This window comes from Paracoccus caeni (assembly GCF_016629665.1).
Lineage (GTDB): Bacteria > Pseudomonadota > Alphaproteobacteria > Rhodobacterales > Rhodobacteraceae > Paracoccus > Paracoccus caeni.
Map to the genome: position 1 here is coordinate 154771 of NZ_JAEPRQ010000004.1, position 16163 is coordinate 170933.

Genomic DNA, 16163 nt, shown 5'->3' on the forward strand with positions numbered 1-16163 from the left:
GGGTTAAAGTGCAATTGAGGCGTCGATGAAGGTTCGCAGGGATCAGTCGCCCTGCTGTTTCCGCGCGGCCCGGATGATCGGCGCAACCTCGGTTCCCAGAAGCTCGATCGAGCGTTTCATCGCCGAGGTATCAAGCGAGGCAGTGCTCATCTGGAAGGTGATCCGCGATATGCCGCCAAGCACCTTGTCGGCATGCAGCATCTTGGCCGCGACGGTTTTCGGGGCGCCGATCAGAAAGGCACCGCCCGGCCCCGCCATCATGTCGAATTGCTGGCGCGAAGGTGCGGACCAGCCCCGTTCGCGGCCAATCGTCGTCGTCAGATGTGACCAGCCGGGATAAAAGGCGTCTCTGGCTGCGGCATCGGTTTCCCCGACGAAGCCCATTGCATGAACCCCGACCTTCAGCGTCGCGGGATCGTGTCCGGCACGGATGCCCGCCTGCCGATAAAGATCGACCAACGGGCGGAAACGCTCGAAATCGCCCCCGATGATAGCGATCATCAGTGGCAGGCCAAGCCCACCGGCGCGCGCGAAGGAATTCGGGGTGCCACCAACGCCAAGCCAGACCGGCAGCCGGGCCTGATGCGGCCGTGGAAAGACGCCCTGCCCTTGAAGTGGCGGGCGGAAGCGACCTTCCCAGGTGATGTTGGTCGTCTCGCCCAGCTTCAGCAGCAGGTCCAGATTTTCGGCCAAAAGGTCGTCATAAGCCCGCGTATCCAGACCGAACAGCGGAAACGCCTCGATGAAAGAGCCACGACCGACGACAATCTCGGCCCGGCCCTTTGCGATCAGATCGAGGGTCGCGAATTCCTGAAACACCCTTACCGGATCGGCGGCGCTGATCACCGTCACTGCGCTTGTCAGGCGGATCTTCTGCGTGCGCGCCGCCGCTGCGGCCAGAATGATCGCGGGGGCCGAGTCCAGAAATTCGGCGCGGTGGTGTTCACCGATGCCGAAAACGTCCAGCCCGACCCTGTCGGCGGTTTCAATCTCGCCAATCAGGTCGGCCATGCGTTCAGTCGCCGAGGGTCGCCGGCCTGTCGCTGGATCGGGCAGGATTGCGGCGAAGCTGTCGATACCGATTTCCATGAATAGTCCTTGCAATATCTTGGGTCTGCCTTGCCTGCCCCGAACTGCCGGGACAGGCGGTGATGTTCAGTGCATTGTGGCCGGGGACATGGCCACAATGCCTTTGCGCCAGCTATGGCGTCTCGGTCCGGACAAGGCGCGCGCCCTCTGCAGGGTCGAACATCGAAAGCCCGGCAAGACCCTCGGTCGTGGGCACCTCGTTCTGAAGCACATCCCAGTGTTCGGCCAGCTTGCCGCCTTCCACCCGGAAAATATCGACCACCACCTGCGGTGCGTCCCCCCAGCCTCGGATCCGGCCATGAATCGCGACGAAATCACCATCCGCGATCACCAGTCCCGGCTCGTAGAAAACCTCTGGCGACAGGGTCGCGACGATCTCGTGCAGGGCATCGCGGCCTTGGGGAATGTCGGGATTGTGCTGGATATAGTCAGCCGTATAGAGCCGCTCAACCGCCGAGGCGTCGTGTCGCTGAAACAACGAGGTCATCGCATCCAGCACCAGCGCCCTGTTACGATGCGGGCGGTCGTCGGTGATGCGGTCGGCGGGGCGGGTGATCTGGAACGTGCCGGTCATTCGCAGGAATTGCCCATGGGCCAGCGTCGCATGCGAATGGACGATGCCGCGGTCGTAGTCCTGAACGTTCACCACCGTCGCGCCGTCCTTTTCCTGCCAACTGACCGCAAAGACACTGTTGCCCAGCGGGATGACCCGGATCTCGACGGTCTCGACCCGCGCGAAGGGGCCGTCCTTGATCTCGAATTGCAGTTGCTGGACCGACAGCAGCTTCAGGCTGACCTGAAAATTGGGGTAAGAAACATCCATCTCTTGCCCAACGGGGAAACGGTCTAACGACATGCGGTTTTGTCCTTTCGTGGAGGTTTTTGTCATGGCTGACCCAGATGTTCGGAAAGCGCCGACCAGATCATCAGGGCGCCGAAGAGGACGAAGATGCCCCCGGTCAGCAGGCGGCCGTGCCTTGCATGTTCAGGTTTGCGCAGCATTTGCCCGATGCGCCTTGCGCCAAGGGCGTAGCCGCCCAGCACTACCAGCTTCACCACCACAAAGGTCAGCACCAGCAGGGCAAGCACCGATGCGCCGCTGCCGACCGGGATGAACTGCGGAAACAGCGCCGCGAAGAACAGCACCGCCTTTGGATTGCTGATGCCGACGCCGAAGGAATGCAGCCACAGGCTGCCGCCGTCATGGCCTTGGTCGGCGGAGGTAGCGGTTTGGGGTTGCGCAGGCGGGGTGCGCAGATAGCCCCAGCCAAGCCAGATGACATAGCCCGCGCCCGCAAGACGCAGGATCAGAAACGCGACCGGATAGGCGACCAGCAGCGCGCCAAGCCCCGCGACGGAAAGCGATGCTAGCAAAGCGATGGCGATCAGATCGCCGCTCAGCACGCCGATCGCCCGGCGCGGTCCGAAGGCCAGCGCATTATTCACGATGAACAGCGTAGATGGCCCCGGCGTCGCAACCTGCGCCGCGCTGACGATGATGAAGGCAAGATAGGCGGAAAGTTCCATGTGACACCTGAGAGACGAGGTCGTTCATCGGCATGATCCATGCCTCAAGATCGCGAACGGACCCCTCGCCTGTCCCGAAACATGCCGGGACGGTTGACGGGCAGCGGCATGGCCGCCCGAGGATGCAGATTTGGGTGGATGCCGCGCCCTGACCCCGGGCAAACGGGTCAGAGCGCGGCACCAGACGCGGATCAGCCGGGGGCAAGCCGTCCGCCGACCTTCACGAAAGCGACCGTGTGCAGCACCGCGCAGACCTTGTCCCTTGGACGAGGTGGCGATGCAGGGCCGTTCCGGGAGGGCATCGTCGTTTCCTTTGCTGCCAGTCCGCGCGGAAGGATGTTCCGTGAGTGGGCTGTCTTCCGCGCCTTGAACAGATACTGGCCCTCATCCCGATCCTGCGGAAGCGCCTTTGAGAGGTAAGGTGTGTTGCGGAAAGTGGAACGATGCCGCTCGGCGCTTACGCCGTCCGGTGCCGCCCGATCGGCAGCATCATCGGACGGCCCGAGATCGGATCGGTGATGATCCGGCTGTCCAGCCCGAAGACATGGCGCACAACGGCTTCGGTCAGCACTTCCTCGGGCGGGCCCGACACATGCAGGCGGCCATCGGCCATCGCGACCAGATGGTCGGCATAGCGCGCGGCAAGGTTCAGATCGTGCAGAACCATCACGATGGTCGTGCCGCGCCGATGGTTCAGGTCGGTCAGCAGATCCAGCACCTCGATCTGATGCGAGATGTCGAGGAATGTCGTCGGCTCATCCAGCAGCAGAATGCTGGTCTCTTGGGCAAGCGCCATCGCGATCCAGACCCGCTGACGCTGGCCGCCGGAAAGTTCGTCCACCGCCCGCTCGGCCAGTTCGGTCGTCTGGGTGGCCTCAAGCGCATGGGCGACGGCCTCGTCATCCTCGCGCGACCAGCGACCGAAAAGGCCCTGATGCGGATGCCTGCCACGGCTGACCAGATCCGCCACGGTGATCCCTTCCGGCGCGGTCGGCGATTGCGGCAGCAGGCCCAGCGTCCGCGCCAGTTGCCGGGGCGGGATCTGGTGGATGGAACGGCCATCCAGCACCACCTGCCCCCGGCGCGGAGCCAGCAGCCGTGACATGGCGCGCAGCAGCGTGGACTTGCCACAGGCATTCGCGCCGACAATGGCGGTGATCCGGCCGGGCGGCACCTGCAGGTCCAGCCCGTTCAGGATATCCGCCTCGCCATAGCCGGCGGCAAGCTGGCTGACGTTCAGAATATGCGAGGTCATAGCGAGGCTCCGCTGCGATTGGCGCGCAGGATGAGATAGATCAGATAGGGCGCCCCAAGCGCGCCGGTGACGACGCCGACCGGATAGCGGCTGGGCAACAGAAACTGCCCGCAGAAATCGCCGACCAGCACCAGCGCCGCGCCGGTCAGCGCCGCCGGGATCAGCAGCGAACCTCCCTGACCAAAGATCCGCGCCGCAATCGGTCCCGACAGGAAGGCCACGAAGGCAATCGGCCCGGTCATCGCCGTCGCCACCGCGATCAGCCCGACCGCCGTTACGATCACCACAATCCGCGTCATCGCCACATTGGTGCCAAGCGCCGCCGCCGTATCGTCGCCCAGTCGCAGCGTCTCAAGATCACGCGTGCGGCAGATCAAGAGCCCGCCAAAGACCAGAAGCGCCAGCAGCAGCGGCCCGGCCTGCGACATCTGCACGCCGTTCAGGCTGCCGGTCAACCAGCGCGTCGCCTCTTGCAGATCCCATGCGGCGGCGCGGGACAGGATGTAGGAGATCCAGCTTTTCAGCATCGCCGAGATGCCGATCCCGACAAGGATCAGCCGCGTTCCCGCAATCCCGTGGCGAAAGGACAGCACATAGATCAGCATGGCGACCAACAGGCCCGAGATCACCGCGATCACCGAAATCGCAGGCCCGTCCAGCGACAGAACGACAATCGCAAACACCGCCGCCGCGCTGGCGCCGAAGTTGATACCGATGATGTCCGGGCTGGCCAGCGGATTGCGCAGCATCGTCTGAAACGCCGCTCCGCCAAGCCCGAAACACGCCCCGGCAAGCACCGCCATGACCGCGCGCGGCAGCCGCAACTGGCCCACGGTGAACGACAGTCCGGGCAGATCCTGCCCCAGAAGGACGCGAAGCACATCCATCGGCGGCGTAAAGGATTGCCCCAGCATCAGCGTCAGCATGAACAAAAGGGCGACCCCGGCCGCCAGCAACGCGATCCGCAATATGCAGCGACGGGACCGGGTTTCGCGGCGCTGGATCACCTGTTGCAAGGGGGAAGCAAGCGTGGTCACAGGTCCCGCAGCCTCTGCCGCCGGACGATCCAGATAAAGAAGGGCGCACCGATGAAGGCAGTGACGATGCCGACCTCCAGCTCATTCGGGCGGGCGATGATCCGCCCGATAATGTCCGAGGCCAGCAACAGACAGGCTCCGATCAGCGCAGAAAACGGCAGCAACCAACGGTGATCGATCCCGATCAGCAACCGGCAAAGATGCGGCACGACCAGCCCGACAAAGCCGATAGGTCCGCAAACCGCCGTGGTCGCCCCGCATAACAGGATCGCACCAAGCGCCGCCGACGCACGGGCCAGCGCCACCCGCTCGCCCAGACCGGCCGCCATATCGTCGCCAAGCGCCAGCGCATTCAGCTTTTTCGCCGATATGAGGCTTAGAACGAAGCCCACGGCAAGGAAGGGCAGGACATGGCTCATCCGCTCCATCGTGGCGCCGCCGACACCGCCGACCTGCCACAGCCGGATACCCCCGGCGATATCGTTGCGCGGCAGGATCACCGCCACCACCAGCGACGAAAACGCGACCGAGGTCGCGGTCCCGGCCAGTGCCAGCTTGAGCGGCGTTGCACCGCCCCTGCCGACCGAGCCGATGGTATAGACGAAGACCGCAGCCAGCCCCGCGCCAAGAATCGCCACCCAGATATAAGCCTGCGCCGAAACGATGCCGAACCACGCCACGCCGATCGCTACGGCCAGTGCCGCGCCCATATTGACGCCCAATATTCCCGGATCCGCCAATGGATTCCGGGTGATCCCCTGCATGACCGCCCCCGACAGCCCAAGCGCCGCACCTGCCAGCAGCGCCAGCAGACTGCGCGGTATCCGTGCCGCAATCGCCGCCTGCGAGATATTGTCGATCCGCCCCTGCAATGCCGCGATGATGTCGGGCCAGTCCACGTCCCGCGTCCCGATAGCGACCGAAAGCGCGCAGAGCAGCAGCAGGACGGCCAGCATCAGGGCAAGCCATACCGGCCTGCTCTGGCGCAGCGGGATGCGGGTTGTGGCGATCATTCGGATTTGCGTGCGGCGTCGGCAAGCAAGCCGACATAATCGTCCAGCACCCATTCAATCGACAAGGGCGTCGGATTGGCCGCCGTGCCCAACGGATCGCTGCCCAGCATGACCAGCGCGTCATTGGCGACTGCGGGCATATGCGACATCAAGGGATCGGCCTGCAAGGCGCGGACCAGATCCTCGCTGCCATAGGTGACAAGGATATCCACATCGTCGAAAGCATCGATCTTTTCGGCGCTGAACTGGGCCGCGAACTGGCCTGGCCCGGTCGCCTCGCGGACGCTTGCGGGCATGGTCAGGCCCAGATCGCCAAAGAACTGCACGCGGGTATCGTTGCCGGTGTAGAAACTGACGATGCTGAGATTGCTGGTGCTAAGATGGGTGATGAACATCGCCGTCTTGCCATCAAGCTGCGGATGCCGGGCGACGGTTTCGGCAATACGGGCATCGATCCGGTCGATCAGCGCCTCGCCTTCCGCAGTCATGCCCAGACCGGCACTGTTCAGCCGGATCATCTCGCGCCAATCGGTCGCCCATGCCCCGTCCGGGTAAGCCACGACCGGCGCGATCTGGCTGAGCGTGTCATATTCCGCCTGCGTCAGCCCCGAATAGGCTGCAAGGATCACGTCGGGCTGCACCGCCGCCACCGCCTCAAAGTCGATACCGTCGCCTTCGTCGAACAGGACCGGCGCATCCGCCCCAAGCTCTTCCAACCGGGCCGAGACCCACGGCAGCAACCCGTCATCGTCGTCATCCCCGAAGTTCGCGGCTGCAAAGCCCACGGGCACCACGCCAAGCGCCAGCGCAACTTCGTGGTTGGCCCATGCGACACTGGCCACACGTTCCGGCTTTTCTGGGATCACCGTCGTTCCAAAAGCGTGTTCGACCCGGACCGGAAATGCCGCCTCATCGGCGACCGCGCCGCTTGCCAGAAGCAGCGAGATCACGGCCAGACAGTGAATGCGTGATGGCATCGGACGATCCTTCATCTTGTTCCCGCTGCGGCTTTTCCCCTTGGAAACAAGCCTGCGTCAAGCGGTGCCGCCCGAAAATGACATCGATTTCCGCAGTATCCGACAAAAAACGTAGGATTCGACAATACAGGCGTATCTGGGCCATTGTAAGACGCCGCAACGTAGCGTTGACCATTCTTTGATCGCGCCTCTGCCTTTGCGGGGTGCGCTGGCCTTTGTGCATCGAACGAATGCTTCGCCGATCGATTTCGCAAGCAGAACGGCAGACGGGCGCGCCCGATTTGCCGACAGCCAGCGGTGCCAAAGACAACAATATTTGCGGAAACACACACCATGCCTCTCGACAGAACGGACAGCAAAGGCGCGCCGTCACCACATGCAGCTTTCAGGGCGATGCTTCTGGGCTGTTCAACCCTTGCGCTGCTGATCCCCGCCGCTGCGCTGGCGCAGCAGACGGCCAGCGAAGGCGAGCCCGTCATCCTGGACACGATCACGCTTTCCGGCACCGACGATGACGCCAACTCCATCGTGGCTTCGCAAGTCAGCAGCGGCAGCAAGATGACGACGGACATCATGGAGACCGCCGCCTCGGTCTCGGTCATCACCTCGAAGGAAATCCGCCAGCGCGGCGCGCAAACGGTCGAACAGGTGCTGCAATACAGCGCCGCCGTCACCACCGATCATTATGGCGCGGACGACCGCTTCGATTTCTTCAAGATCCGCGGCTTTGATGCCCATACCTATCGCGACGGCCTGTCGCTTGGCCGTCCCTTCGGCGCTGCCCGCGAAGAGGCCTACGCCTTTGAGCGGGTCGAGGTGCTGAAGGGCGCGAACTCGACCGCGTTCGGGGTCTCGGATCCCGGCGGGTCGGTAAACTACATCACCAAACGCCCGAAAGACCTGCGCTTCGGCGAGGTTTATGCGTCCGGCGGCTCCAACAACCGCGCCGAGGTCGGCTTTGATTTCGGCGACAATCTGACGGCGGATAAGACGCTTTCCTACCGTCTGACCGGCCTTTATCGCGATGCGGACGGCGAATACGACTATTCCCGCGATGATGAGAGCTTCCTGATGGGCGGGCTGACATGGCGGCCCGATGACGCCACTAGCCTGACCATCGTCGCCGATTATCTGGACCGCGACGCCGTGCCGGGCAGCGGCGGCCATCCGGTCGGCAGCGATTTCGATCAGAACCGCTTCTTCGGCGAGCCAGAGTATAATTATCGCGGCACCACACGCAGCACCGTCAGCGCAATGTTCGACCATGATTTCGGCGGCGGTCTCAGCTTCAGCTCGACCGCGCGTTACAGCGATCAGGATACCGATTTCGGCTATGTCTATATCTCGGGCACGCCAACCGATGGATCGACGATTGCCGAGCGCGCCTATTTCGGCAACGAAAGCTCTGCCGAAGTGTTCACCGCCGACGCACGGTTGCAATATGAAACCCGCTTCGGCAATTTCGACAGCCGCAGCCTGCTGGGCATCGAATACCGCGATAGCGATGCGACGAATGCCAGCTTCTGGGGGCCTGCGCCGGGGATCGACTGGACCAATCCGATCTATACGGGCAGGCCGGATTCTGTGCCGATGATCGGCAATAACCGGACCGAACAGCGGACCAAGTCGATCTATCTGCAACAGGACCTGACCTATGACCGGCTGATCGCCTCGATCGGGCTGCGCAATGACTGGATCGACACGACGCAGACGAACCTGATGGCGGGCACTTCGGAAAGCGGTGATATCAGCGAAACCACCAGCCGCCTTGGCCTGACCTACCGGATCACGCCCGATCTGTCGGTCTATGGCAGCTACGCGGAATCGGTGGTGCCAGCCAGCGGCCTGACCGTCGATCCAGAACGTGGCGATCAGCTTGAATTCGGCGTGAAATACCGCCCTGCGAACGGCAACACGCTGCTGACCGCCGCCGTCTATGACCTGACCAAAAGCGATATCACCCGCACCGATCCGGTCACGAACCTGCCCTCGACCATCGGCGAGGTGCGCGTGCGCGGTATCGATCTTGAGGCCAAGGCAGAGCTGAGCAGCAGCATCAGCCTGACGGCGGGTTATTCCTATCTGGATTCGAAGATCGTCGAGAACGGAACCGCCGGGAATGTCGGCAATCGCCTGTCCTTCGTGCCCGAGCATACCGCCTCGGTCTGGCTGAACTATACGCTGGCGGGCCAGGGCGCGCGGGGCGATATGAGCTTCGGGCTGGGCGGTCGCTATACCGGATCGTATTACTTTGACGATGCGAACACGACGGAAAGCGGCAGCAACTTCATCGTTGACGCGGCCTATAGCTACCAGATTCAGGAGAACACATCGCTGGCGATCAATGTCAGCAATTTGTTTGACCGCAAGCACGTCTCTTACGGCGGCTTCGGGGCTGATTTCTATAATCCGGGCCGCTCGGTTTCCGCGACACTGCGGCGGACGTGGTAAGTCACGGCCTGCCTAGATAACCCCTTGCATCCGCCGCCACGCGGCGGGTGTTTCCCCGGTGACCTGGCGGAACGATTTCGTCAGATGCGCCTGATCGGCAAAGCCAAGCTGATCGGCGACTTCGGCCAGCGTCAGCGTGGTTTTGGCCAACAGATGCTGCGCCCGTTCGATTCGCTGGCCAAGCTGCCATTGCAAGGGCGTCTTGCCGGTCGTTTTCTTGAACATGCTGGCAAACCAGCTTTCCGACAGCCCGACGACCGACGCCATCTCGGCCACGCTCAGCCGCTGCCCCCTGCTTGCGTCAACCCGGTCACGCAACCGGCTTAACTGCACAGGCGTCAGGCCGCCCGACACCGGCGCTGCTTCCTGCGGGATGTCCAGCAGATTGGCGGCGATACTGCCGACAAGGCTTTCCGCATAGATCGCGTGGCGCGCGGGGCTTGCCACCTCATCGACCAGCAAACCGGCCAACGCGGTGGCGGCGTCCACCTGCTGCATCTCGACCGGGCGCCGCAAAGCCGACAGTGCCGCCGATTCCCCAAGCGAGGGCGACAGGAACCGTAGCAGCCGGTCCTTGTGCAGATGCAGGTCCAGATGGGTGAAGCGATGGGCCGCCGTGAACCGCGTCCAAAGCGGCATCCCGGCAGGCACATAGACCGCCCGCGTCATCGGCCGTGCATCCGCGCCCGCCGGATTATCGCGGTTCGACATCTGGATATGGGCCGAGACATCGTTGAAGAAAAACACGATCCGCGGGTCCGGCGACAGGTAATAGCCGCGCGCGCCCGTCTGGCCCTCGGCCTCCCAATAGACGCTCATCACGCCATCAAGACTGCGCCATTTGACCGGCAGGGTGGCCTGAATACCCTCGGTATAGCAGGTCATGGAGTGACGATAGCTCATTGCCTGAATCCCGCTTTTGCACGAACTGGATGAGGGATCGTCTGCCGGACGAAGCATTGCGGGGACAGCCATCCTGGCCAGCCTCGTCCCATATAAGGAGTGATCCACAGCGTCATATACTGGGTGAAACAGGCGCCGGTTGCAATATTGCGCAAGCAAGCGCCGTTGTGCCGCCGCGTCCCGCGATCTTTACAATCCCGCCTTGCGGATATACATTGCGCAAGAAGTATATCCACGGAGGATATCATGCAGATCGCCAAATGGGGCAATTCACTGGCCGTCCGGTTGCCCGCCAGACTTGTCGCCGAGCTTGGCCTTCAGGCCGGTGACGAAATCGAGGTCGAGGCCGCGCGGGGACGGCTGACGATTGCGCGTCCCAGATCCGCCGATGACATTCTTGGCGATCTGGACCGGTTCCGGGGTCGGCTTCCCGCCGGTTTCCGCTTCGATAGAGACGCGGCGAACGAACGGTGAGAACCGCAATCGACACGAATGTCTTGCTGTATCTGCTTGATGACGGACCGAAGGCGCGGCTTGCCCGCGATGCTCTTGCCAATGGCGGGGTGATCAGCGTGCAGGTGCTGAACGAAATCACCACGGTCTGCCGCCGAAAGGCCGGGATGAGTTGGGATGAGATACGGGACTTTCTGGGCCTTCTGCGTGAAGTGTTGTCCATCGCCGATCTGACCGCTGCGGTGCATGACATCGGCAGGGCGGTTGCCGAACGCTATCAGCTTTCGGTCTATGACGCGATGATCGTAGCCTCGGCCCTCGCCAACGGATGCGAAAGGCTTTTGTCCGAAGACATGCAGGACGGAATGATGATCGAGGGTCGGTTGCGCATCGAGAACCCCTTCGCAGGGCAGTAAGCCCCACGTTCGGCCCCTGCGTTCCTGTTTCCGCAACGCCATGAGGCACGAAACCGGCCTGCCGCACCACAGGACATGGGTGCTAGCGTTTACATTGTATATCCTGCGACCGGGACCGGGTGACCTGACGCTACCACCATCGACGGTTTGCGACCGTTCGGGTTTTCTGCGCATGATCGGAATGTATCGACAAAAGACCAGCACCGGAGGTTATCGCTATGCCAAAAGGCTCAGACCTGTTCGTCGCAGCACTTGAGAATGAGGGCGTTGACCGGATCTTCGGGGTGCCGGGCGAGGAAAACCTCGATGTGCTGGAATCTCTGCGCAACTCTAAGATCGAGCTGGTCCTGACACGGCATGAACAGGCGGCGGCGTTCATGGCGGCAACGCATGGGCGGCTGACCGGCAGGCCCGGCGTTTGCCTTGCCACGCTTGGGCCGGGGGCGCTGAATTTTGCGACGGGTGCCGCCTATGCCCATCTTGGCGCGATGCCAATGATCCTGATTACCGGGCAAAAACCGCTGATGAGCGCCAAGCAGGCGCGGTTCCAGATCGTCGATATCGTCGGCTCGATGAAGCCGCTGACCAAGATGACCCGGCAGATCGTCAGCGCGGGCAGCATTCCCGCGATCGTCCGTGACGCCTTCCGCGTCGCGATGGAGGAACGGCCCGGCCCGGTCCATCTGGAACTGCCCGAGGACGTGGCAGGCGAAGAAACCGCCAATGACATCCTGATCCCGCGTCACGCGCTGGATTGGCCGGTGGCCAGTGCTGCCACGCTTGATCTTGCCGCCGAAACGATCCTTGCGGCGAAACGCCCGCTGGTGATGGTCGGCGCGGCGGGGAACCGGCCTTCGCTGGTGGACCCGTTGTCCAGCTTTGTCGCGCGGGCGCGGATACCGTTCTTCAACACGCAGATGGGCAAGGGCGCGGTGACCGGCGGCTCGAATCTCTATATGGGCACCGCCGCCTTGTCCGAGGGCGACTATGTCCACGAAGCCGTGGATCGCGCCGATCTGATCATTGCCATCGGTCACGACACGGTCGAGAAGCCGCCCTTCCTGATGAAAAGCGCGGGCGGATCGAAGGTAATTCATATCGGCTATCAATCCGCCACCGTCGAGCAGGTCTATCACCCCGACCTTGAGGTGATCGGCGATATCGCCGCCTCGGTTCAGGGATTGGGCGAGCGGCTAGAAGGGCGATTGACCGAGGATCAGGGGATGCTGGATCTGCGCCAGCGCATCTTCGCCCGCATCAATGACCGGGCCGAGGAAGACCGCTTCCCGGTGACGCCGCAACGGATCGTCCATGATGTGCGGCAGGTGATGCCCGAAGACGGCATCGTCTGTCTGGACAACGGCATGTATAAAATCTGGTTCGCCCGCAACTATCGCACTCATGTCGCGAATACGCTGCTGCTGGACAATGCGCTGGCGACGATGGGGGCGGGGCTGCCGTCGGCGATGATGGCGGCGATCCTTCACCCCGACCGGCGGGTGATGGCGGTCTGCGGCGATGGCGGATTCATGATGAACTCGCAGGAAATGGAGACGGCGGTGCGGCTTGGGCTGAACCTTGTCGTCGTCATTCTGAACGACAGCGCCTATGGCATGATCCGCTGGAAACAGGCCGTCGATGGCTTCCCCGATTTCGGGATGAGCTTCGGCAACCCCGATTTCGTGCGCTATGCCGAAAGCTATGGCGCCAAGGGATCGCGGGTCACGGCGGTCGAGGATTTGGTGCCCACGCTTGAAGCCGCCTTCGCGGGTGGCGGGGTGCATCTGGTCGATGTGCCGATCGATTACTCTGAAAACACCCGCGTGCTGGTGGACGAGTTGCGCAACCGCACCCCCAATGTCGAATGCGCGTGACCCGCGCCCGAAAGCCAAGGAAAGGTTAGCCATGTTGCAGGTCGTTCAGGCTTTTGATCGCCAGCCGATCACCGAGATCGAAACCGAGGATGCCGCCGCGCTGGAACGCAAGCTTGCCGCCGCCGAGCGGGTCTTCCGCGACCGCGACGGCTGGCTGCAACCACATCAGCGCATCGCCATCCTGCGCCGGCTGGCCGCGCTGATGGAAGACAGGCGCGATCATCTGGCGATGCAGATCGCGCGAGAGGGTGGCAAGCCCCTGCCCGATGCCATCGTCGAGACGACCCGCGCCATCGACGGCGTGAACAATGCCGCCGATGAGTTGCGCAACTTCGGCGGGCGCGAGGTGCCGATGGGGCTGTCCGCCGCCGCCGAGAACCGCTGGGCTTTCACCACCAAGGAACCCATTGGCATCGTCGCGGCGATTTCGGCCTTCAACCATCCGCTGAACCTGATCGTGCATCAGATCGCCCCCGCCATCGCGGTCGGTTGCCCGGTGATCGTAAAACCCGCGATCACCACGCCTTTGTCCTGTCTGGAACTGGTCGGGCTGGCCCACGAGGCTGGCCTGCCCGAGCCGTGGTGCCAAACCTTCATCACCGATGACAACGATCTGGCCGAAAAGCTGGCGACCGACCGGCGGATCGCGTTTCTCAGCTTCATCGGCTCGGCAAGGGTCGGCTGGTCGCTGCATTCGAAACTGCCGCATGGTGCACGCTCGGCCTTGGAACATGGCGGTGCGGCACCGGCTATCGTGGATCGCAGCGCCGATCTGGCCAAGGCGGTCGAGCTGATCGTCAAGGGCGGCTATTACCATGCCGGGCAAGTCTGCGTTTCCACGCAGCGGATTTTCGTCCATAGCGACATCGCGGATGAGTTCACCGAGCGGCTGGTGGCCCGCGTCGAAAAACTGCGCACCGCCGATCCCACGCTGAAGGATACCGAGGTCGGGCCGCTGATCCTGCCACGCGAGGCGGACCGGGTGGCGTCATGGGTCGATGAAGCGGTCAGCGGCGGCGCAAAGCTGGCAACCGGCGGCAAGCGCCTGTCCGAGACCACTTTGCAGCCGACAGTGCTGATTGATGCCGCCGCCGACGCAAAGGTTTCGACGCTGGAGATCTTTGGCCCCGTTGTGGCGGTTAGTCGCTACACCGATCTGGATCAGGCGATTGCGACGGCGAATGCGTTGCCCACCGCCTTCCAGTCCAGCATCTTCGCGCAGGATATCGATGTGGCGTTGCGGGCGGCAAACAGGCTGGAGGCCTCGGCGGTGATGATCAACGATCCGACGGCCTTCCGCGTTGACTGGATGCCCTTCGCCGGACGCCGCGAGTCAGGTTACGGGATCGGCGGCATCCCCTACACCATGCGCGACATGACCCAAGAAAAAATGATCCTGCTGCGCAGAAGCTGACTGCAAAGCCCTGACTTCATCTGTCTGTCCGACTGATCGTCTATTCTTATATTTTCGATGGTTTGCTATATTTACGAAAATATATACAATTCGACGACAGAAAAGCGGGCGGGCAGGCAGATGGTAGTGACCAAACGGATCGACGGCGACAACAAGACCCTGATGACCTCGGTCTATGACCGGCTGCGGCTGGACATCGTCGATGGCGAATTGCGCCCCGGCGGCAAGCTGCGTTTTGAAGAGCTGAAGGAACGCTATGGTATCGGTCTTAGTCCGCTGCGTGAGGCGCTGACCCGGCTTGCCTCGGAAAAGCTGGTGGTGCTGGAAGAGCATAAGGGTTTCCACGTCGCCCCGATCTCGCGCGCGGATCTGCTTGATCTGCTGTTCATGCGTCAAGAGGTTGAGGTGCTGGGCATCCGCCGTTCGATCGAGGCGGGGGACGATGCGTGGGAAGCCGGGATTGTCGGCGCGATCCATGCGCTTGGCAAACGTGACAGCCTGACATCCGATGGTCATATCGACCCCGAATGGGAACGCCGCCACCACGCCTTTCACGACAGTCTTGTCGCCGCCAGCGGCTCTCCGCGCCTGATGTTCCTGCGTGCGCAACTGACCGATCATGCCGACCGCTATCGTCGCCTGTCGCATCACTATCAACGCTCGGGACGCGATCATCTGGCCGAACACACCGCCATCGCCGATGCCGTCATCGCCCGCGATCCAATAGCCGCCGAACGCCTGATCCGCGCACATCTTGCCCGCACGGTCGAGATCATTCTGGATAGCGATGATTTGCAAATCATCGCACAGGACAAATGATTTTCGAAAATATTGTTGCCTTGCGATAATCCTTGTGGCATTTATGAGTCGCAAGGACGACTCACTCATGCGGGAGGAAGATCATGCGGATCATGACCTACGAAAAAGCCGGTGCTCAGGGCGTAGCGGTTGAACGGGGTGGCGAATGGGCCGATCTTGGTGCAACCGATCTGCTGTCCGCGCTGGCCTTGCCGGATCTGGCGCAGCAGGTCGCTGCCGCCCCGGTTCTGGATCAGGACGGCGTCAGCATCCTGCCGCCGTTGCCCAAGCCATCGAAGGTGATCTGTGTCGGGCTGAACTATGCCGACCACGCTGCCGAAAGCCCCTATGACGCGCCGGACTACCCGACGCTGTTCCCGCGCTTCAATTCCAGCCTGATCGCCGATGGCGCGCCAATCGTGCGGCCCCGCATCTCGCATGAGCTGGATTTCGAAGGCGAGCTGGTCGCGATCATCGGCAAGGGCGGGCGCAATATCCCGAAGGAACAAGCCACCTCGCATGTCGCGGGCTATTCGATCTTCAACGACGGCTCGATCCGGGATTATCAGTTCAAGGCGCCGCAATGGACGGTCGGCAAGAACTTCGACAATACCGGCGCATTCGGGCCGTGGATCGTCACCGCTGACGAACTGCCCGATGGCGCGCGCGGCCTGAAGCTGGAAACCCGCCTGAACGGCGAGGTCGTCCAAAGCGCTTCGACCGACGATCTGCTGTTTCCGGTGGCCGACCTGATCTCGATCATCAGCGAGGCGATCAGTCTTGAGCCCGGCGATGTGATCGTGACCGGAACGCCTGCGGGCATCGGTTGGGCGCGGACGCCGAAACTGTTCATGAAGCCCGGCGATGTCGTCGAGGTCGAGATCGAGGGCATCGGCATCCTGCGCAACCCCGTCATCGACGAGGCCGCCTGAACCGGATCGCATATCCCATGGGAG

General features: G+C 62.7%; 15 protein-coding genes. 7 read left to right on the forward strand and 8 right to left on the reverse strand.

Translation table 11 applies throughout. The features are described 5' to 3' along the window. Positions 1 to 42: 42 nt before the first annotated feature. From JJJ17_RS12825 to JJJ17_RS12855, 7 genes are all read right to left on the reverse strand, one after another. Entirely contained in the window at positions 43 to 1089 is a 1047-nt protein-coding gene (locus tag JJJ17_RS12825; RefSeq protein ID WP_200687081.1) for an Atu2307/SP_0267 family LLM class monooxygenase, read from the reverse strand. A 112-nt stretch (positions 1090 to 1201) separates the two neighbouring features. Then, a complete protein-coding gene (locus JJJ17_RS12830) occupies positions 1202 to 1945 on the reverse strand; it encodes a nuclear transport factor 2 family protein (protein WP_200687083.1) in 744 nt (247 codons plus the stop codon). Between the two features lie 29 nt (positions 1946 to 1974). After that, positions 1975 to 2616, reverse strand: a complete 642-nt coding sequence (locus JJJ17_RS12835) for a LysE family translocator (protein ID WP_200687085.1) — start codon at positions 2614 to 2616, stop codon at positions 1975 to 1977. Positions 2617 to 3073: 457 nt separating this feature from the next. Further along, positions 3074 to 3871: an ABC transporter ATP-binding protein gene (locus JJJ17_RS12840; protein ID WP_200687087.1), complete on the reverse strand. Its 798-nt coding sequence runs from the start codon at positions 3869 to 3871 to the stop codon at positions 3074 to 3076. Continuing rightward, on the reverse strand, positions 3868 to 4908 hold the full coding sequence (locus JJJ17_RS12845; RefSeq protein ID WP_325168807.1) for a FecCD family ABC transporter permease: 1041 nt from the start codon (positions 4906 to 4908) through the stop codon (positions 3868 to 3870). The genes JJJ17_RS12840 and JJJ17_RS12845 overlap by 4 nt, the downstream gene beginning before the upstream one ends. Next, a complete protein-coding gene (locus JJJ17_RS12850) occupies positions 4905 to 5921 on the reverse strand; it encodes a FecCD family ABC transporter permease (RefSeq protein WP_200687089.1) in 1017 nt (338 codons plus the stop codon). Before JJJ17_RS12850 ends, JJJ17_RS12845 begins: the two co-directional genes overlap by 4 nt. Beyond that, a complete protein-coding gene (locus tag JJJ17_RS12855) occupies positions 5918 to 6898 on the reverse strand; it encodes an iron-siderophore ABC transporter substrate-binding protein (RefSeq protein ID WP_200687091.1) in 981 nt (326 codons plus the stop codon). Before JJJ17_RS12855 ends, JJJ17_RS12850 begins: the two co-directional genes overlap by 4 nt. A 333-nt stretch (positions 6899 to 7231) precedes the next feature. On the opposite strand from JJJ17_RS12855, the gene JJJ17_RS12860 reads away from it, so the two are divergent. Continuing rightward, a complete protein-coding gene (locus JJJ17_RS12860; protein ID WP_200687093.1) occupies positions 7232 to 9349 on the forward strand; it encodes a TonB-dependent siderophore receptor in 2118 nt (705 codons plus the stop codon). 12 nt (positions 9350 to 9361) lie between these two features. Here the strand turns inward: JJJ17_RS12860 and JJJ17_RS12865 are convergent, their stop codons facing one another. Beyond that, positions 9362 to 10252 (reverse strand): helix-turn-helix domain-containing protein, encoded by an 891-nt coding sequence (locus JJJ17_RS12865; RefSeq protein WP_200687095.1) that lies wholly within the window; start codon positions 10250 to 10252, stop codon positions 9362 to 9364. 246 nt (positions 10253 to 10498) lie between these two features. Between JJJ17_RS12865 and JJJ17_RS12870 the strand changes: the two genes are divergently transcribed. From JJJ17_RS12870 to JJJ17_RS12895, 6 genes are all read left to right on the forward strand, one after another. Next, the gene (locus JJJ17_RS12870; protein WP_200687097.1) at positions 10499 to 10726 is read left to right on the forward strand and encodes an AbrB/MazE/SpoVT family DNA-binding domain-containing protein; all 228 of its coding nucleotides are present in this window, start codon (positions 10499 to 10501) and stop codon (positions 10724 to 10726) included. Next, positions 10723 to 11121, forward strand: a complete 399-nt coding sequence (locus JJJ17_RS12875) for a PIN domain-containing protein (protein ID WP_200687098.1) — start codon at positions 10723 to 10725, stop codon at positions 11119 to 11121. The genes JJJ17_RS12870 and JJJ17_RS12875 overlap by 4 nt, the downstream gene beginning before the upstream one ends. A 218-nt stretch (positions 11122 to 11339) precedes the next feature. After that, complete coding sequence (locus tag JJJ17_RS12880) at positions 11340 to 12995, forward strand: acetolactate synthase large subunit (protein WP_200687099.1); 1656 nt, start codon at positions 11340 to 11342, stop codon at positions 12993 to 12995. Positions 12996 to 13026: 31 nt separating this feature from the next. Beyond that, a complete protein-coding gene (locus JJJ17_RS12885) occupies positions 13027 to 14409 on the forward strand; it encodes an aldehyde dehydrogenase family protein (RefSeq protein WP_200687100.1) in 1383 nt (460 codons plus the stop codon). 126 nt (positions 14410 to 14535) lie between these two features. Then, positions 14536 to 15228, forward strand: coding sequence for a GntR family transcriptional regulator (locus tag JJJ17_RS12890; RefSeq protein WP_200687101.1), 693 nt, complete (start codon positions 14536 to 14538; stop codon positions 15226 to 15228). Between the two features lie 83 nt (positions 15229 to 15311). Beyond that, positions 15312 to 16139: a fumarylacetoacetate hydrolase family protein gene (locus tag JJJ17_RS12895; RefSeq protein WP_200687102.1), complete on the forward strand. Its 828-nt coding sequence runs from the start codon at positions 15312 to 15314 to the stop codon at positions 16137 to 16139. Positions 16140 to 16163 lie beyond the last annotated feature (24 nt).

What these genes read in the sequence shown, in the direction of transcription:
- JJJ17_RS12885 (WP_200687100.1), top strand. Translation starts at nt 13,027, where the DNA reads ATGTTGCAGGTCGTTCAGGCTTTTGATCGCCAGCCGATCACCGAGATC.
- JJJ17_RS12870 (WP_200687097.1), top strand. Translation starts at nt 10,499, where the DNA reads ATGCAGATCGCCAAATGGGGCAATTCACTGGCCGTCCGGTTGCCCGCC.
- JJJ17_RS12865 (WP_200687095.1), bottom strand. Translation starts at nt 10,252, where the DNA reads ATGAGCTATCGTCACTCCATGACCTGCTATACCGAGGGTATTCAGGCC.
- JJJ17_RS12880 (WP_200687099.1), top strand. Translation starts at nt 11,340, where the DNA reads ATGCCAAAAGGCTCAGACCTGTTCGTCGCAGCACTTGAGAATGAGGGC.
- JJJ17_RS12850 (WP_200687089.1), bottom strand. Translation starts at nt 5,921, where the DNA reads ATGATCGCCACAACCCGCATCCCGCTGCGCCAGAGCAGGCCGGTATGG.
- JJJ17_RS12830 (WP_200687083.1), bottom strand. Translation starts at nt 1,945, where the DNA reads ATGTCGTTAGACCGTTTCCCCGTTGGGCAAGAGATGGATGTTTCTTAC.
- JJJ17_RS12855 (WP_200687091.1), bottom strand. Translation starts at nt 6,898, where the DNA reads ATGCCATCACGCATTCACTGTCTGGCCGTGATCTCGCTGCTTCTGGCA.
- JJJ17_RS12825 (WP_200687081.1), bottom strand. Translation starts at nt 1,089, where the DNA reads ATGGAAATCGGTATCGACAGCTTCGCCGCAATCCTGCCCGATCCAGCG.
- JJJ17_RS12895 (WP_200687102.1), top strand. Translation starts at nt 15,312, where the DNA reads ATGCGGATCATGACCTACGAAAAAGCCGGTGCTCAGGGCGTAGCGGTT.
- JJJ17_RS12860 (WP_200687093.1), top strand. Translation starts at nt 7,232, where the DNA reads ATGCCTCTCGACAGAACGGACAGCAAAGGCGCGCCGTCACCACATGCA.
- JJJ17_RS12835 (WP_200687085.1), bottom strand. Translation starts at nt 2,616, where the DNA reads ATGGAACTTTCCGCCTATCTTGCCTTCATCATCGTCAGCGCGGCGCAG.
- JJJ17_RS12840 (WP_200687087.1), bottom strand. Translation starts at nt 3,871, where the DNA reads ATGACCTCGCATATTCTGAACGTCAGCCAGCTTGCCGCCGGCTATGGC.